General features: G+C 56.4%; 10 protein-coding genes. 2 read left to right on the forward strand and 8 right to left on the reverse strand.

The annotated features are described in order from the left end of the window. Nucleotides 1-7 precede the first annotated feature (7 nt). The 7 genes from BG455_RS10425 to BG455_RS17130 all read right to left on the reverse strand — a co-directional run bounded on the left by BG455_RS10425 (nucleotide 8) and on the right by BG455_RS17130 (nucleotide 16,355). Complete coding sequence (locus tag BG455_RS10425; RefSeq protein ID WP_071469916.1) at nucleotides 8-2,812, reverse strand: hypothetical protein; 2,805 nt, start codon at nucleotides 2,810-2,812, stop codon at nucleotides 8-10. 53 nt (nucleotides 2,813-2,865) lie between these two features. Continuing rightward, nucleotides 2,866-3,546: a SapC family protein gene (locus tag BG455_RS10430; protein ID WP_084386250.1), complete on the reverse strand. Its 681-nt coding sequence runs from the start codon at nucleotides 3,544-3,546 to the stop codon at nucleotides 2,866-2,868. A gap of 39 nt (nucleotides 3,547-3,585) precedes the next feature. Next, nucleotides 3,586-4,197: a peptidoglycan-binding domain-containing protein gene (locus BG455_RS10435; RefSeq protein WP_084386252.1), complete on the reverse strand. Its 612-nt coding sequence runs from the start codon at nucleotides 4,195-4,197 to the stop codon at nucleotides 3,586-3,588. 129 nt (nucleotides 4,198-4,326) lie between these two features. Beyond that, nucleotides 4,327-9,258, reverse strand: a complete 4,932-nt coding sequence (locus BG455_RS10440; protein ID WP_071469919.1) for a beta strand repeat-containing protein — start codon at nucleotides 9,256-9,258, stop codon at nucleotides 4,327-4,329. 179 nt (nucleotides 9,259-9,437) lie between these two features. Then, on the reverse strand, nucleotides 9,438-14,399 hold the full coding sequence (locus BG455_RS10445) for a beta strand repeat-containing protein (RefSeq protein WP_143079913.1): 4,962 nt from the start codon (nucleotides 14,397-14,399) through the stop codon (nucleotides 9,438-9,440). 232 nt (nucleotides 14,400-14,631) lie between these two features. After that, the gene (locus tag BG455_RS10450; RefSeq protein WP_177190879.1) at nucleotides 14,632-15,552 is read right to left on the reverse strand and encodes a CsgG/HfaB family protein; all 921 of its coding nucleotides are present in this window, start codon (nucleotides 15,550-15,552) and stop codon (nucleotides 14,632-14,634) included. Between the two features lie 35 nt (nucleotides 15,553-15,587). Continuing rightward, on the reverse strand, nucleotides 15,588-16,355 hold the full coding sequence (locus tag BG455_RS17130) for a hypothetical protein (RefSeq protein WP_143079914.1): 768 nt from the start codon (nucleotides 16,353-16,355) through the stop codon (nucleotides 15,588-15,590). A 161-nt stretch (nucleotides 16,356-16,516) separates the two neighbouring features. Here BG455_RS17130 and BG455_RS10460 point away from each other — a divergent pair, with 161 nt between their 5' ends. Both BG455_RS10460 and BG455_RS10465 read left to right on the forward strand, forming a co-directional pair. Beyond that, nucleotides 16,517-17,149 (forward strand): IS607 family transposase, encoded by a 633-nt coding sequence (locus tag BG455_RS10460; RefSeq protein WP_071469961.1) that lies wholly within the window; start codon nucleotides 16,517-16,519, stop codon nucleotides 17,147-17,149. Then, nucleotides 17,139-18,428: an RNA-guided endonuclease InsQ/TnpB family protein gene (locus BG455_RS10465; protein WP_211307053.1), complete on the forward strand. Its 1,290-nt coding sequence runs from the start codon at nucleotides 17,139-17,141 to the stop codon at nucleotides 18,426-18,428. The genes BG455_RS10460 and BG455_RS10465 overlap by 11 nt, the downstream gene beginning before the upstream one ends. Here the strand turns inward: BG455_RS10465 and BG455_RS17575 are convergent. Continuing rightward, nucleotides 18,407-18,529, reverse strand: a complete 123-nt coding sequence (locus BG455_RS17575; RefSeq protein WP_245735523.1) for a tripartite tricarboxylate transporter permease — start codon at nucleotides 18,527-18,529, stop codon at nucleotides 18,407-18,409. The genes BG455_RS10465 and BG455_RS17575 overlap by 22 nt on opposite strands. Nucleotides 18,530-18,555 lie beyond the last annotated feature (26 nt).

The raw sequence follows: 18,555 nt of genomic DNA on the forward strand, positions 1-18,555 counted from the left end.
CAATGCGTCAATAGCGCTGGAGTTGGGTTATTGAGCTGTTCCCAGTCGCAGTAGCCGTGACAGGATTTGCAGATGCCGATGCTGGTCTGTTGCCAATCTGACCTGCGGGAGCGTTGCTAAATTTACTTGCGCGAGCAGTACTGGTGACAGAACCTGTGTTGATTTGTGAGCTGGTTGCAGACATTGAAACCTCAGTTGATCCCGAAGGGCCACGCATCATGATCTGGGTAACGGATCGGTTCCCACTTGAATCCGCGACAAGACCAGCGTTTCGCAGGACAATCTGGCTACTGTTAAGCGCGCCGCCTGGGTTTGGTGTGACATCAGCTGTATCCGTCTGAGCAGAGGCCTGTGCTCTGACCCCGCCCGTGTTGCGCTGTATGTTTTCAGCGGCGAAGCTACCGGTCGCATTTAGAGGAACTGTCTTGTTGGCGGGTATGTCCTCTTCCGGCGCAATCACTGCTGCCTGCGCGTTCAATATATTGACAGAGTCATTGCCGCGCGCCTGAGCGATGGCAAGGTTGTCGGCTATTATCACCCTCAGCTGTGCTGCGACATCAAGATCGATATTCCCCAAAAGTTGATCAAGGCTAACCACGGCCTCGACAGAAGCATCACTCGTTTGGGTGCTGCTGATCACTGCTGAAGTCGCGTTCAGTATGTCAGCGTCAAGTCTCAGTGTATTGCGCGCACGGTTGGACACCGAAGACGCTTCCACGGCATTAGCATAAACCGAAAGACTGGAGCTGTCATTTATAGACGGAGCCGCAAGCAAAGCAGCGGCGCTCAAAGTTGCGCGGGCCTCTATTGGGGCGTCATCCGAACGTTGCTGCAGATTGCTGAGCACAAAATTGGCTGTGGCCATTTTTTGCGCAGGTGCGTTAAGCACCAATGGTGTAGGTTTGATTGACTGCCCGTCGATTTTGGATCCGGAGACCAAAATTTGGTTTTCAGCGTCATTGCCGCTTGCAGCCGAGAGGGCAACGTTGCCATCGAAGGCAATACGGCTGTTCGATAGATCATCGCCGGGCATTTGCCTTGCCATCAGGTCGAGCTGCGCATCAGCTTGCACAGCCGTGGCGTCTGCAAGTTGCATATTGGACAGGCCAACAGTGCCGACGAGAGCATTCTTTGCGCTCACTGCAACAAGGTTAGTCGCTTCATTATCAGTGGCAACACTCTGGACAAAATTTCTGCTCAAGGACAGGCTGCTGTCCAATATTGGGCCTGTACCCACCTCAATTCTGGCACGCAGCGCAGCTTCACTTTGCACATGGGCTCGCCCCTTTGATATTTGCAAATTGCCCAATGTGACATCTGCGTTCACTGCAAAAGAAGACAGAGATGACACTACGGTATCCGCATATGTGTTGATCGTGGCTGCTGGGTCACGGCCGAGTTGCACTTCCGTACCCGACATCCGAATGAGGTTTGTTGCCCGGTTGGCACTGGCGTTCGCCAGAAACACTGTGTCGTCGATCCTGACCCGGCTTCGCTTAATACCCTCCATCGTCAAAAGCAAAATGTCCTTATTCCGAGACAGCAGAGCAGCGCCACCATCTATATCCGAGACATTCGTTCGGGCGACCACCCGTCCTTCATTTTGCTGATAATTCCCAAGACTGGCGGAGGCCGCGTTAAGCTCTGTAACGCTTTCAACCATAATCTGATTGATTGCTGTATTGGCTAAGGCATCCGAACGCATCAGCGCATCGAACAGCGACATAGTACTGTCGATCAGCATGTCGCGACCACCATCGACGATCCGAATATCGAGCTGCGCGGTCAGGCTTGCCACGCTCTCGACCTGGCCTGATTGTCGTTGTGAATTGAGAAGGGCAAGGTCAGCTTCTGCGCTCCGGATCGTTGCAGGCATGTTTCTTTGAACCCCTGAGAGATAAACACCGCTCTGAAATCCTGACCTGCCTTGGATGTGTGTTCCAGCCGCTGAAATCCGGTTATCCGCGCGATTAACCTCAGCCTGCGCAAAAACGGTATTGGTATCAATTGACAACAGGCTGTTTTGGACATTGCCCGAGATGAGCGTTTCTTGATCTGCCTCAGCGGCTCCAAAATCCGCGATGGCGCGACCGAGCACCGACATGCCTGGTAAGGCGTTACCGTGTACATCTGTTCCAAGGTTTTGCTGTACCGACAGCAGAGCTGCATTCACATCGAGCGCGGTATTGCTCTCAAGTGCGAGCCAGTTTTCTCCAATGTTTGCCGATGCGCGCCCAAAGATCCGATTGCCGTCAACGGATAGCCGACTGCCCAGCATGCCCGTTGAGGTTGGTAAATCAATTTGTGACAAATCAGCCTGCGCGCGCGCCAGCGCGGAAATCTGTTGCGCCGCAGTGCTTACGTCAACATGTTGGGTCGAGAACAGCGCGTGCCCACCCAGCACGTCTTCCTCAGGCTTGGCGCCGTATATACTCACTTCTGACGCACGCGCGAGAAAGGACTGAGTGGGGGGCTTTGAAGCTAGCGTCTGCACAAATACCCTGCGGGAGTATCTGTTGGCGGTTGCACCCGCCTCAATCAAATTTTCCATCACCGAAACCCCCGCCCCCTCAAGACCTAGCGGCATAGAGGGGTCGGTGAGACGGATGCGGAAGGCGCCGTCAGTCTGGCTCTCGATAGATGCGTCGCGAAATTCCTGTAGTACAGTGATTGTATCCCCGCTCCCAACACGCGATCCAACAAAAATAGAATCTGCGTCCGCTGCTGGTGCAAGCAGCGGACTGATGGCGCAACTGACCATCATAATGGGCCGCAGAAAATGCGTTGACCCAAGGCCAATCTTGCGTGTCATATACGTGGCTACCTAATAACCTAGGGCGGTCTGCTGACAGCGCGCCTAGGATATCAGCCCAAACGCTCCCAATTCCTCTGGCTCTCGATATGCAAATGAACCAGACGCATCAAGCCACTTCGCACCCAAGCTGCCAAGGTTGCATCATCGAGCGCGGCAATCCGGTCAGGGTCAACAACAGAGACATTGCTGACACGCGCCACAATCTCATCTGCGCGACTCAATGTGATGGTCTTGTTGACCAAAACATCTGCGTCCTGCAATGGGCGCACCAGCTCCTGCGTCGCCTTCAATTCGCGCTCGAAGGAAATCAGAAACTGTTCCGCACGACCCAGCACACCATCTTTCCAGTTTCCATCCTCAGGAAACACCGGCTCGCCTTCGAATCCGCTATAGAGCCCGCGCAAGTCTGCCATGACGAAGAAATCTTCGCCATTGCCCTGATCGCCTAGCACGAAGGGATACCGCCGCAGGTGCGCAGGAATGTAGTCTGCGGTCCAGCGACCATCCTCAGAGACACAGCTGTTGCGACCCTGATGTAGCCCCAAGAAGACGACGGGTAGAAAGCGACCTTCGCGGGCAAAAGCGATTGGAAACTCGCGAGCGACCTTTGAGAATTCGGATGCCGCAATTGGCGCAGCGGTTGTAGAGCTTGCATATTTGAAGGAGCTCACCTCCTGAAATCGGAGGTGTTGATGTTTTTGCTTATCCAGAACTACGGCACGTTCAAACATCGCGCCCTCCGCTACCTGTTTTTATGCTGATTGCAGTCATCACTCGGCTCCCAGAAGCAGTGCAACCAAAGTATCTGCATCTGGCAGACCTGATTGTGCAAGATTGCGGCTTTCCTGAAAGGCTGTGATTGCAGAGCGGCTGCCCGGCCCATATGCACCATCGATGGCACCAGTATAGAACCCCTGCGCAGAAAGTGCACTCTGTACTTGCTCGAAGGTTGATTGGCGGACCAAGACAGTCCGGTTGTCATGCGTGAGTTCCAGCAGTGGCGAGTCTGAAACCACACGTGCAGGCTCGAACAGGCGTATGGCTGCATCAATGGCGCTTTCAAAAGTCGAATCTTGGTTCTGTGTACAGATGACGTTCATCAGCCCGGCCACATCAGCCCCTGCAATCAACGGAAGAACATCAAATGTCTCGTCGGCGAGACGGCTGCGTGCAGTAATATAGCCCGCGAGCCAAGCAATATACACCTGAGCATCCGTTGCGCCATTTCCGCTCAGCGCGGCAGTATAATCTGAACATTGCGCAGAGCCGACACCTCTAAGCGCGTAATTCCCATCCACATCAGCCGCGGATGAGAGGGATGGAACAGCAAGTGCTCCGATAAGTGTCAGTGCAGAGACGTTCCGCAGGATTGAGTTTCGCATTGTCTACCCTTTTCTAGTGTCTTCCGATTGGTTCGGAAAAATTTTGATGCAGTTGAGATACCCGAAGGATGTCCTTGCCCCCGGTCGACAGTGAGGCCGGACAGATTTCCCGGCCCGGCCTCACATTGCTTAGTCACGCGTCAGACGCGTGGTTGCCACATTGCCCGTAGCGCCTGCGCTGAACTGGTTACCACTCACCCGCACAGCGCTCGAAGTGATCGCACCCGAGGCGCTTGCCATCCGCCCGGAATTTACCTGCGCAGTCACGGGGCCTGTCGCAACCTGACGACTGGCTACTGCGACAGTCACGTTTTCTGAGGCAGGCCGGCCCGAAACGGTCATACGGTTATCGGCGCGGTTAGAGGTCGCATCGGCAACCAACGCGTTGTTGCTCACGCTCACGGAGGAGTTAAGCAGCGCACCCTGCGTAGTGGCCGAGATCAGGCTGCGGTCACCAATGGTGTCACCGGCGCTTGCCATAACTGCACCGCTGTTGTCCTGGTTCGACACCAAAGCAAAGTCACCCGCCGCGTTCAGCGCGCCGGGGCTGGCGGTGAAGCTCGCGCTTCCTCCTGACCCGCCCTGCCCGATCACAGCAGTCCCGCCTTGAACGTTCATCCGACTAACAGCCTCATTACCGGTTGCGCGTGCCACGCCGATATTTGCGTTCAGCGCCACCGAGGAACTGCTAATGTCCCCGAACGCATCCGACCCTGCGCGCGCTGTGATCCGCACGTCAGAGGTGACGTCGCTGTCGCTTCCCTGCGAGGTCACGATCCCGCCGCCAGCACGCTGCGCAGTATCTGCGTTCAGAACCATGGTGTTGCGCGCCCGGTTGGCTGATGCGGTCGAATCCACGAAGTTCCCAGAGATGGACACGCTGCTGTCGGTCAGGCTGGAGGGTGTATCGACGGGGTCGCCACCTGTGTTTATTGAGGTCAGTAGGGCATCGGCCCGGATCGAAGCCGAAGCGGTGATGCCCTGTCCCGCCGTCCGGTTTTGGGTATTGGCCAGCAGGGCGTTCCCTGCCCCGTTCAGCGTGCTTCCGGTCGCGCCCACAGACGTTGTGTTATCGCGCCCGCTGACAGAAGCCCCAGCCACGGACACATTATTTACTGCATCATTACCGCGCGCCACCGAAATCGACAGGTTATCGTCAAGAGCGATGGAGCTTGCGGAAACTTGTGGCTCCGGATTGCTCGCGCTCAGGTCCTGTCTCAGAACAGCAATGAGATCGAAATTTGCATCGACTGCAGCAGAGCCACTCTGATCGTTTACAATAGCCGCCGTCCCACTGACTTCTGTGGCCGCAGCCAGATCGACCAAATTGGTCGCCTGGTTGGCGTTTGCCACTGACTGGCCAATATTGCCCGAGATCGATGCCGCACTTGCCAAGATATTGCCCGCAACAAGTTGGCGAAGTCCCATGTCAAACTGCGTGCTATCGGTTCCTGCGGAGACTGCTCCAGTCGTAAGCTGCTGAGATGCTACAACGAAATCTGCCCGCGCCCGTACATTCCCGGTCCCGCCGTCCGGCACTAAGATATCGGTGATATTCGAGGTGTCCGAGATCCCAGCGATCGACGTGGCGTTGACCTGCAGCGCCGAGGTGGCGATGTTCCCAGTGGCTCTAGTAAGCGCGATATTATCATCAATCGCGATGGCGCTGTTGTCAAGTGCGTTGCCAATATCAAACTGATTGACGTTCACGCGGATGCGAACAATGGCGTCACTCAGGGCGATAATTGACTCTCTGCTGATCTGTGCATTCGCCACAGCGGAGGTTCCCGTCACCGATCCATCTGCAAAAATTTCGGCCAGATTGCTTGCCCGGTTGCCAGCAGCTTGGGCTTGAAGAGCACTGCGGCTGACCGACGCGTTGGAGCGTAACAAATTGTCGACGAGTGTATTCGCCGCTGCTTCAAACCTGGCCGTTGCAGTTACGCTGGAGCCACTGTCTTGTAGGTTAGCGATACTAGCGTCCGACCGGGCCAGCACCAAATCGTCTGCCAAGTTTAGCCGTGCGCCAAGAGCGTTGAAACCAGATTGCAAAGTCGCCCCTGTCAGCGATACCGCCTCGAAACTGAGTTGGTTCTCGACTGTGTTGGCGCCTGCCCTGGCAATGAAGGAAGTCCCGTCTATGGACATTCTGGAGTCGGTCAGACTACCGCGGTTTTGCAGAGTGAAGTCGGTACCCACGGTTGTTACCGCCGCGCTGATTCCATCGGTGGACTGTTGCCGCGACGCGATTGCACCTGTCACATTGTTGGCATCAGCATCGGCTTCGACGTCAAGCCGGTTTACTGCTTCGTTTGCCAGCGCATCTGCCCGTGCCAGCGTGTCATCAATGGACGCGCTGGTGCCAGTGAAGTTCCGTCCACCACTTGCCCCCTGAACTAAAAGTGTCGCTTCCACTTCAGTATTGGCCGCGAGGTTGCCACCCTGAGCCTGATCGCTTAGGAGCGCAAAATCTGCTCGAGCCTGGCCAACTACAGTTGTACCATCGAAACGCGCATTATAATCGATGGAGCCCGCCGGAGTGTCGAATGACGTCGCAGATGCCGTAATGGTGCTCTGCGATGTATTCCCTGTCACCGACGAAAACAGACGGTTCCGGTCAATTGCAAGCGATGTGTTCTCCACATTGCCGCGAATACTGAGCTCAAACCTGCCGTTAGCTGTGGCTGTAGCATCTGCGGTACCGGTCTGCAGATTGCGCAGGGCAGCCGTCGCCCCCGACGCTGTGCCCGCGTCCTGTTCTATCCGCGAGGTCGCAGCATTCCCGGTCACACCCGCGATGGTCCGATTATCACTTAACGAAAGGTCGCTCCCGTTGGTGAAAGCGTTAATGTTTGCCTCACTTAGAAGCGCCACGCCAGTCGTCGCTGTAGCGATGAGTGTGTCCGCCTCCAGCGACTGCCGATTTGCAAGGACTGATGTCGCCAGAACAGGAAAGTTCCCTTCGAAGTTTGCCCGAGATTCTTGTCCGAGATTGCCCACGATCACCGTATCGGCAGTAAGGCTCAGAAGATTGCCTGCCTCGTTCCCCATGACCACCGAGCGGTTTTCATTGCCATCAACGGACAGCGACGAGCCCGCGATCCGGTCAGTTCCGACAACTGGTGTCCCTTGGGTCAGCCTCGCCGTGAGGTCCGAAGTCGCCGTGATCGCGTCGACATCGACATCCTGGCGGTTGGACAGGATCGACGTTGCCGCTTCGACACCCTCTCCGAGCGAAAGCGCCGAAAGTTCCAGCGCATTCACGATCTGGTTGGCCTCGGCCATGACCATCTGGGTGTTGTCGGAGATGGAAACGCTGCTGCCGCCAATGGCACCGACGATACCCTGTCCGACCGTCACAGACAGCGCGCTGTCAGCGGCCGCAGACAGGACAGACGCTGAACCCGAAAACTCCTGCGAACTGGCCAGAACCAATCCTCCGCGTGCCACATCGTCATCGTTCGTTATCACAGCTCGATTGTTCGGGCTGGTGCGCGTCAGCACTGTATCGGAGTCCACAGACAGCAGGTTGCGCCCGACATTGGCTTCTGCCTGCGCCAGCAACAGGTTGCTATCCACAGCGATGCTGGAATCGGTAAGCTGCCCTTCGACCGTGGCGGACAGTTCCGTCTGCGCCCCCCCATTCCCAAGAGTGGCGCGGATGCTGGTGTTGGTAACGCGCTGCTCGTTGCCAAGCGCAGCACTGGCATTGATTGAGGTTCCGGAAATCTGGATCTCCGAACCTCCTTCGTTACCCCCGGCAGTCGCAAATAGCGTATTGCCGGTTACATCCAGCGCCGAATCCTCTACGCCCCGCGACAGCACGGTCAGACCGGACCGAAGTGCCTGTGCGGTGATCGCCGATGTATCGCCAGCATCTCCGACGATCAGCTGCTGGGTGCCGAGCACGAAGGACGCGTCGAGGTTCAGTTCACCGGCTGCGCCAAAGGACACTGACGCCTCACCGCCCGCCGCATTGATCTGATTGGCCTCTACATTCAGGAACGTCCCGGGCCCGGAGCCGTTGCGCCCCACGATCCCACTTGCCGAAGCACCGATCCGGTTGTCGGCCACCGACACAGCGCTGTCGGTCACAGTCCCCAGATCGACGCGCAGCGCAGAATTGTTCGCTTCTGCCCGCAGATTAATCGCATCGCTTCCATCGCCAATCTGCTGCTGGTTCAGAACCGCAGCCGACCCTTGGAACAGCGTATCAACCGACAGATCGGTGCCGGCTACTGCGGTATTGCCCGTCAGCGTGGCGCGCAGGATGTTGCCATCCACAGACAGCGCGCTGTTGGAGCCATTTGAAATTTGTGCGCCCTCGCGCAGATCAACATCGATGGTATTGTCATTTACCGTGGCTCTTGATGTAAGTGCATCATCGCGCATCACCTGTGAACTAGCCACAACACTGCTGCCGCCGTCAACGTCGACAAGCTGGGCGCCCAATCCACTGATCAGACTCACGGTCGACAAAGCAGTAGTGTCGTTTGCCAGTTGGGCAACAAGTTCGGCAGAAACATTATCAGCAAAAACAGAGCGCGCTTCATTGACCGTTACCGCAGCTTCGAGCCGGTTTGCAGACGCGGTGAATGATGACCCGGCTGCATTATCTGTCGTCGTGATCTCTGCGGTAAGCGTTGAGCCATTGACATTCGCTGTCACTGCACCGCGAGCATCCTGCCCGCTGAGCAAACCAAGACGCCCATTTGCACCAGATCCCAGCAACTGGGCCTGCATGTCGGACTGGTTCCCGAAAGCGCGGGCGAGCAATTGGTTGTCTTCAATTACAACAGAACTGTTCTCGACTGCCCCACCCGAGGATTGCTGCAGCGCACCGTCGAGGATGGTTGCCGTAATGGAGTCATCGAATGTCTGAGCGTTGATGGAAATTGTGCCACGATTAAGCACATCTGCCACGGAAAACCCATTTGCATCTGATGAAAGATTAACTGTCTGGCTCTGCGCTGCAGAGGCCAGTGAAATTGCCGCGAAACTGACGGTACCAAGCAAGGTTGCTAGGTAAACACGGTGAAGAAAACCGGTATCTTGTGACATGAATTGATTGCTCCTGAAGCCGCAAGGCCGCGCGTTGTTTGGAAAGTGCATGTGCCGTGAAGCTTTTGACGGCACATGCAGCTAAAAAAGGGTGGCAGTGTATACTGGACGGACAACACCAGACCGCCACCCCAAGTTTGGAGAGGGTGCAGGGCAGCGCCCCCTCTCCGTGGCAGTGGTCAGTCGCGGATCAAACGCGTCGTCGCGATGTTGCCGCCCGCCGATGCACTCAGCGTGTTGCCGTTCAGGCCAACTGAGCTGCTGCTCACGGCACCGTTCAGACTTGCCAAGCGCGTGCTGTCAACCCGCGAGGTCACGGCACCAGTGGCAACCTGACGGCTGGTGATGGCCGTGGTTACGTCCTGAGAGCTGGGCGAGCCGTTCACCGTCAGACGGTTTTCGACACGGTTAGACACCGCATCCGCCACCAGACGGTTGCCGCCGATCGCCACCGAGGAGCCGGTGAGCGTGCCGGTCCGGGCCTCGAAGAGGCTTTCGGTGTCGGTCCCATCAAACCCGGCCCGCGCCCTGACGGCCCCGGTGTTCACCTGGTTGCTCGCCATGGCGAAGGTGCCCGAGGCGTTCAGCACACCGGGAGCCGGATCGCCCATGGCGTCAACACCAAACGTGGCGCCAGCGGACCCGGCCACACCGGTGATCCCGGTGCCGCCGCGCGCGTTGAGCACGTTGACCGCGTCGTTGCCCGAGGCCCGGGCGATACCGGTGTTGTCCTGCAACGCAATAGACGAGCCTGCCACGTTGCCGAAGTTATCACTTCCCACGCCTGCCCGCAGCCGGACATCCGAGGTCACCGGGCTGTCGCTGACCTGGCTGTTCACCACAGCGCCACCAGCGGTCAGTGCGGTGTCGGCATTCAGCACCAGCGTGTTGCGCGCCCGGTTCGAGGTCGCGGTCGAGTCGAGGAAGTTGTCCCGAACCGACACGCTGCTCGTGCCCAGCGAGTCAGCCGTGCCATCAGGCGTCGACGACCCTAGCAGATCCACTGTCAGTGTTGCTGTACTGTTCACTGCCTGCTCATTGCTGCGAGACTGGAAATTGCCCAGCAGGTTATCCGCATCACCGCTTACTACACCCGTAGCGCTGATACCTGCCACCGACAGTTCATCATTCCGGCCCACAACGCTTGTGCCGCTGACGTTAAGCCGGTTGGTCACATCATTCGCGAAGGCGCTGGAGAAGCCGACATTTCCATCAACATTCAGCGCACCACTTGTGACTGTGGTAGTCGCAGCCTGATCGATATCGAAGTTCAGCGTCGCGGTGGATGAGACGATATTGGTCTCGGCACCTGGCGCACGACCACCTTGCTCTGATGCGAGTGTTGACACGCCGGTAACCGAGGTTGCGGCATTCAGATCAAGCAGGTTATTGCCGCGGTTGCCCGTGACATTCGACTGCGCGATATTTTCGCTGGCCGAAACGCTGCTGTTGAGGATGTTCGCCGGAATGACGATCTCGCCGTCCACAGTGGCGGAGCCTGTCACATCGCCACGCAAACCTTGGAAGTTGGAAACAATGTTATCGCCGGTGAACTCGCGGTCAACGGCAAGAACAGCGGGCGGGTCAGGCAGGGTCGGGTCCCCAAGGGCAACGATACTCCCTGTATCTCCATTGCCACTTACCCCGCTGATCGTTGTCGCGTCGATTGTCAGAGCATTGGTCTGATCATTGCCCATAGTCCGGGCAAAGGCAACGTTACTGTCAATCGCGGCAGAGCTGCCTGTCAACGAAGCACCGGCATCGGTTATGATATCAGCATCCACCAAGGCGGACGCGCTGACAGCCCCAATCTGCACCTGCGTTCCCGTCAGTGCGGTTGTGCCTGCAAAGCTGGTATCTGCGTCAATCCCCAGACGGTTGACCCCTTCATTCCCCATACCAAAGGCGCGGGCGAAGTTGTCGCTGACAGAGGCACTGCTGCCGGTAACGGGGGATGTGTCAAGTCCAATCCGGCCCACGATTGTGCTGTCTGTTGTGACACCACTCAAGCTGGTCTGAACACTGGACAGGCTTGTGTCTGCCAATGCTTGCGAGCCAACTTGCGGTTCCAGTGTGACGCCAACATCGGCGAAGGTGGTCGCTTCACCGCTGATTGAATTGCCAGATAGCGACACTTCATTGACAACACGATTAGATGTTGCCGCCGCGAAGCCTTGATTGCCATCAATCGCTGCCGAAGATGTTGTCAACCCATCGGCCACAATCTGGAAATTTGCGTCCAGATCTGTGCCAACGGTGCCGACAGATGTCTGCACCGAACCAAGAGCGGTTGTGGTGTCAGTGATCCCGGCGCTGCCATCCAGTGTGATGCGGTTGGTTGCATCATTCGACATCGCATCGCCTTGCAGCGCATTGCCCGAAAGCGAAGCACTGCTGTCTGTCAACGTCCCAACGACAGCAACATTGCCGAAATTGTCGACATCGGCAAGAATGTCGCCGGTTTGTGTTTGAAGATTCAGCGCTGCAAAATCTGCACCAGTTGCAAAAGTTGTTGCGGTAGTGAACCCTAGAACGGTGCTGCCTTCGGCCGTACTATCTGCACGATCAATTGTTGTAGCGGTGACAGAAAGCGCATTTGTCGCGATGTTACCCATCGCCGTGCCAAGCGTTGTGTTGTTGTCAATGGCCAGAGTGCTGTTTGCAACATCACCAGTAAGTTCAATACCGCTTTCTAATGGCGTAAGAGCAGAATTGCCAAAGTCGCTCGTCGCCGTTGCTGTAACATCGGCACTGTTGCCTTGTTGTGCAGCAAGTGCGGCATTGCTTGTCAGTTCTGTTCCGGCATCCAAAACAATGCTGGATGTGCCAATATTGGCAATGGCCGTGCCTGTTGTGATGTTGTCACTGATAGAGGCTGTCGATCCCACAATGCTGCGTGTGGAATCGCCTGAGTCATCACCAGCAATCTGCGCAGTGGACACACCAGTTGCGCTGATAACATCGCCAGTGCTGAACTGCCCGGTGCTGAGGGTTGTGCCACCTCCTGCGGTCAATGTCGCAGGCGCACCAGTCGTCGCCGTGGCGGTGGCCGCTGTGGCATCTGCCCCGATGATAGCTGTGTCGGCGGTTACGCTGACGATGCTATCAACAGTGTTACCTGTTGCGCGGGCACGGTTGTCATTGCCATCGATCAACAAAGAAGATGAGACAATAGCATCTGTCAGAGATTCTGACCCAAATCCATCTTGCGTGATCGAAAGATTCGTATTGGACCCAGCCGTAACGTCAGAGCCGAGCTGCTGCAAAGACCCAAGCGAGGTAGTTACAGCCTCGTTGTCGGCAAAGTCTGCGGGGTCTTCAACCCCAACAACATTCCCCGAAAGCGCGATGCGGTTGGTCAAGGTATTGCCACTTGCAGTGCTGTTCTGAGCGTTGTCAGAAACGGATAGCGTGCTGCCAGAGATGTTGCCGTTATCGTCCTCGTCCAAATCCGCCCCGGCAACAACACCAAGGCTTGTGAAACCCTGCGCGTTGATATCGGAATTAGCATCGATAGACTGGTTGGCGATCGTGCCAAAATCAGTGGCCGCAGCCGTTGCAGTCCCGGCTGTGAAATCCAGCGCCGCTGTCCCTCTGTCATTTGTGTCGCTTGATTGCAGCGTGGTATCAGCGCTTGCTGTCAAGCTGGTGCGGCCCGTGTTGCCGCTCGCCTCTGTGACAAAGATGTTGTCATCCAGCGTGATGCTGGAATCGCTGATATCGAGTGTTGCAGTGGCCGTCAAAGCTGCTGGTACGCCGCTCGTGCCCAAAAGCGCGGACACACCGGTGTTGATCAGACTCTGGTCGCTGGCCAGACCCGCAGATGCGGTCACGCTGGTTGCGCTCAGATCGATCCCTGTTCCGCCGGTATTGGCAGAGGCAATGGCAAAGAAAGTGTTGTCATCGACATTGATCGCCGAGTTGGTGACAGTTCTTGCCGAGACACTCAGCGCGGTTGAACTGTTGGTCGCAGTGATGGAACCGTTTGCTGCACTCTCGACGGCCTGCTGTGTTGCCGCAAGAAAGCCAAAGCTGCTGCTTGCAGTGGCACCATCGCTAAAGCTCAGCGTTCCAGCATTGTCTACCGAGATCACGCCGCCAGCAACGCCTGCCGCTGTGATGTCATTTGCGCTGACATTCAGGAAAGTGCCTTCGTTGCCAAGGCCGTTCAGCCCATTGCCGTCCAAAGTGGCGACATTGCCCCGTGCCTGTGCGCCGATAACGTTTTCGTCAACAGTCAGCGACGAATTCGTCGCGTCTGTCAGCGACACCGCGAGGACGGAATCGGTCACGCCTGCGCTGAGTGTGACATCACCAGCACCAGCGCCAATCTGCTGCTGGCTGAACACACCCGCAGAAGAGTTGAACTGCGTATCTACCGAAACATCCGTGCCGGTCACGCCTTGGTTTCCAGTCAGTGTGGCGCGCAGCTCGTTGTTGTCAACGCTGAGGGCACTGCCGGTTGCAACGCCGGTTACAGCGATTAGGATGTCACTGTCATCAATCAGCGCGCTGGACGCCAAAGCAGTTTCTGCGACAGCCTGGGTGTTGGCAACAACACTGCCGCCGCCTGTCACATTCAGCAGTTGAGCATCGAAATTGCCGCGAGTCAGTGTTTCAGGTGTGTTTGTGCCAACAGCAAAGGATTGATTGGACTGGGCCAATTGCGAAGCGAGATCCGCCGAAATGTCATCGGAAAACACCGTAGACGCTTGGTTGATGCTGGTTCGCGCTGTCAAAGTGTTGTTGCTGGCATCAAGCGATGATTGCAACGCCGCTGCAGTTCCAGTGACAGTTGCATCTGTCCCTGTAATGTTTGCAGACACTGTTGCATCAGCAAACTGTCCGGTCAGAACACCAAGCGTGCCCGATCCAACGTTGCCAAGATTTTGCGTTTGCAAGGTGAACAGGTTGCCCTGCGCACTGGCAGTAAATTGGTTCTCTGTCACATCTACAGAGCTACCGTCAGTGCCCGTATCACTGGTGGTCAAGGCACCACCCGCGATTGACGCTGTAACTGCTGCGCGGCTTTCCTGCGTGTTGTTTGCGGTTGTATCAAAGCCGGTCACATTGGCTGCAGTAAAGGCATCTCCTGGTGTGGGAACCGTGCTGTCGATGGTGATGTTCACCACCTGCGCCATGGCCGGCCCGTAGGCCACCAATACTGCGATACTGGCCCCGCCAAGCAGTCGGGCAACTTGGCCCGTCCTGCGCGTCTGTCTGATAGTCATGGATTTATCTCCTGTTGCGTTGTGGTCGTCCATTGCGGACACGCGCCTATGCGCCTCCATGAAACTGCCAAGAATGTGACAGCTCTGTTCCGTGACACGCGGCGGGCTATGGACAGTAATCCTGTGTCCCTCGCGTGGTTATTCATGCGCCCCCTCCTGCTGCCAGCTGCGAGCGTGGCAGCCAGCGCGGAGGTGCAGGTTGTTCGGCGTTGATCTGCTGAAGGACAAGAGCATCGGCCTGGGCCACGCAGCGCGCAGGATCAGACCTTGTCACCTTGCCCGCCAGTTCCAGCACAGCCAGCTCCAGCGTGGTGCGCACAGCCAGTTGCACAGGCTCTTGCATGCGCTGGCCTGTGTTCAGATCGAACAGGTAATCACCCAAGAAGCGGTATACATCTGCACCCACTTCGCGCCCTGTGATTTGCTTTTGAAGGCTTGTTGTGCCCACGACCTCCATGGTTTTTGTGTCCACGATCCGAAGATCAACAGCCACATTCATGGTCATGTTGCGTGAGCGCCCGCCAAAACCACTGATCCGACCTTCAATGCCGCTAGAGGACAGGTTCCAGTTCAACTCGGTGATGGCCCCGACGATAAAGTAATCCGATCGCAGGATGGTTCCGCCAAAATAGGGCAGCCAGGGAACGGTATCCTCTTCGCCGGGAACCTCATGCACCCCGCCATCGCCAAGTTGACGGCGATCCATATAGGCAAGTTCTCTTTCAGCGATATCCGAGGCAACCCGTTCGACAAGGACAATCGAGTTGTCCAATTTACCAAGCGCCGACATCACCATATGCGCCCCGCCCTGGGTGATCACACTGCCGCCTTCAGCTTCAATGTATTTCCCGGTGAGGTCACGAACCTCGCCGACAGCCATGCGGACACCCCGACGTCCGTTCCGCTTGATCTGTTCGGCAAAACACGCGAATGCCGGATCAACCGGCGTAGTGTTGCGCGTCACTGGCGGCCCCGAGAGGATCGGCTCTTCGCCTATTCCTCGCGTAACCGTCTCTCCTGTCATTGCGCAACCCGAGAGGGTGATCGCACAGGCCATCACCATACAGCTTCGTTTCAAAGCTCTCACACTCAACATGTTCATGGCTGGGGACGCTTCTCGGCAGTCTGATCGTGAGTGAAGAAATTACAGCCAACCCCACCCTCAGAATTGGCTCTCACGGCACCCGAATTGTTTTGCGATGTTCTGCTGGTCTGGTTTGTCACCCCACCGCTGGCATTGAGTGGTCCGGTTATGTTGGTAAAATCCGAGTTGACGACCGAGCGGACGTCACCGTCATTCGCCTGCTCACTCGCGGGAGATCCGTGTCCATTGCTGCTTCTTATGTCAGACTCGTTTCCGCGCGATGTCGCGTCGAGCGCTAGCTCGGAACCTGTCGAGGGTGAAGACGTGCGCGCATCGCTTGATGTTACAGAATCTGTTCCGGTTGCGCGTGCATTCGAACCCGTGCAGTCATAGGTGATAAATGTGTTTCCATCATACAGAATATTCGTCTGGAAACTGTCGTAAAATCCACCCTTTTTGCGCAACTCCAGATCTAGCGCATTGGCGCGGGCTGATCTGTTCCCGGGACTATCAAAACCCCAACTTGCATTGAACATCAGTGTGTCTGCAGCAACATTTGCCGGTAAGACCTGCGGGACCATACAGATGGCGATTAACATCGACATCGTGGTTTTGTTAAACTTTTTTCTGTGCATCAGCTGCCCTCTGAGGAACACGTTTCGTGTATGTTTCTTTAGTAGCGAGTGGTTATCCGAGCTTTTTGCTTCTTGATAACTAACACCGCTATCTAGACCCAATTCACCTTCGCCAGCCAGTTCTCCTAAGAGTGGCTCGATATTCATCAGACAGACTGAGCGGTCGAAAGGGTTTGCGGGAGTTGGCTTTGTTAATGCCTGCGCAAATTTGGAAACTCGCCATCAGACGCACGCTGACGCCGCATCTCATGGCGGGCTATACCAGTTTTCTATTGACTTTATCTTTTTATATCTTTTATTATCATTTTATGATAAAACTTGTCGGTATAGGTGAGGCACCCAAAGCCATCGGCGTTACGCCTCTCACGCTTCGGCGGCGGGATGAGAGTGGCCGGCTAAAGCCCGACATGATTACCAAGGGCGGAAAGCGCCGGTATGACCTCGCACGCCTACAGCCAGAGCTTTACCGCAAGGCTGATGCCGTATCCCGGAAAACTGTCGCATATGCGCGCGTCGCGAGCCATGATCAGAAGCTCGATCTGGAGCACCAGGCACAGGTTCTTCAGGCGTATTGCCCAGCTCAGGGTTGGAGCAATGAAATCATCACGGATCTTGGCTCCGGAATGAATTATCGCAAGAAAGGCCTCAAGCGCCTGCTGGATGATATTGTAGAGGATCGCGTCGGACGCCTCGTGATTACGCATAAGGACAGGCTCTTGCACTTCGGCTCCGAGCTGGTCTTCGCGATATGCGAGGTCAGAGGTGTCGAGGTTGTCATCCTCAATCGCGGCGAAGACACCATATTCGAGGAGGATCTCGCCAAGGATGTCCTTGAAATCATCACTGTCTTCTCTGCGCGCCTCTACGGTGCCCGTTCACGCAAGAACGCCAGAATGATCGAGGATATCCGGGCCGCAGCGGAGAGAGAAGATGCCTCTTGATGCCAGCTCCCTGCTTGATCAGGAGAAACCCGTCAAAAGATTGCTGACAGCGCATAGAATTGCGCTTGATCCCCGTAAGGAACAGTCTGAGCTATTTACGCAATGCGCAGGTATCGCGCGCTTCAGCTGGAACTGGGCGCTGGATCGCTGGCAGAAGGCATATGCTGCCCGCAAGCTGGGTTCGTCTTTGCCATCGCTTTCCGAGGCGGCGCTGCGGCGCGATCTGAATGCGATCAAGGCGCAAGAGTTTCCGTGGATGTTGCGGGCACCGAAGGGTGTGCCGCAGCAGGCGGTCAAGAATCTGGGATCTGCGTTCAAGGCCTTTTTCGAGGGGCGGGCGCGCTACCCGAACTTCAAGGCCCGGGGTCGCTGCCGGGACAGTTTCAGACCGGATAATGGCCCCGGGACATTCCGGATTGATGGTAAACGCCTCAAACTCCCCCGCATCGGGTGGGTGAGAATGCATGAGGCCTTGCGCTTTGGCGCGGATCTCAACCCGGTCATGAAGTCTGTGATAATCTCTCGAGAAGCGGATCGGTGGTTTGCAGCGATTTCAGTAGAGATCGATCATCACGCTGCAGATCTGACGGGATTGCCGTCTTGTGGAGTTGATCTCGGGATCACCCACCTCGCCACCCTCAGCGACGGTCGCAAGGTTGCGGGCCCGAAATCCTTGCGCAAGAACCTCAAGCGCCTCGCAAGACTTCAAAAAGCGCATGCGAGAAAGATGAAAGGCGGAAAGAACCGGGCGCGGTCAAGGTTGCGCGTTGCACGACTTCACGCCCGCATCCGGAATATCCGTCACGATAGCCTGCACAAGCTGACGACAATGCTCTCATCCGAGTATTCGGCCATTGCAATCGAAGACCTTAATGTCCGGGGCATGATGGCGAACCGGAGGCTCTCGCGCGCAATTTCCGATATGGGTTTTTTCGAGTTTCGCAGGCAACTGACATATAAGGTTGCTCGCTCTGGCGGGCGGCTTGTGGTTGCCGACAGGTTCTTTGCATCCTCAAAGACCTGCTACCATTGCAAGGAGAAAGTTGAATCCCTTCCCCTTTCGGTCCGGTTCTGGGCCTGCGCCAGTTGTGGCGCTTTGAACGATCGCGACCTCAACGCGTCAATGAATCTGAGAAATCTGGCCGGTAGCGAGGGCAGTGATGCCTGTCCGGTGACAGCTTGTGGAGTGAAAGGCGCTGACGCCGAGCGTGGTCTCGACGTGAAACCGGTCACAGTGAAGCAGGAATTGGAGTATGATCAGGAAAAATCAGATCCATGAAAGCGGTAGTCCAATTGCCTAAGCAGGAAGCCCACAACCCCAAAGACAATCATAACGGCGATATCTGTTGGGTTGTTGTTGAGTGCGTAAACACCTGTCATGGATAGAACAAAAATCGCTGGCCCAA

Origin of the sequence: Roseinatronobacter thiooxidans (genome assembly GCF_001870675.1) — a bacterium.
Taxonomy (GTDB): Bacteria; Pseudomonadota; Alphaproteobacteria; order Rhodobacterales; family Rhodobacteraceae; genus Roseinatronobacter; species Roseinatronobacter thiooxidans.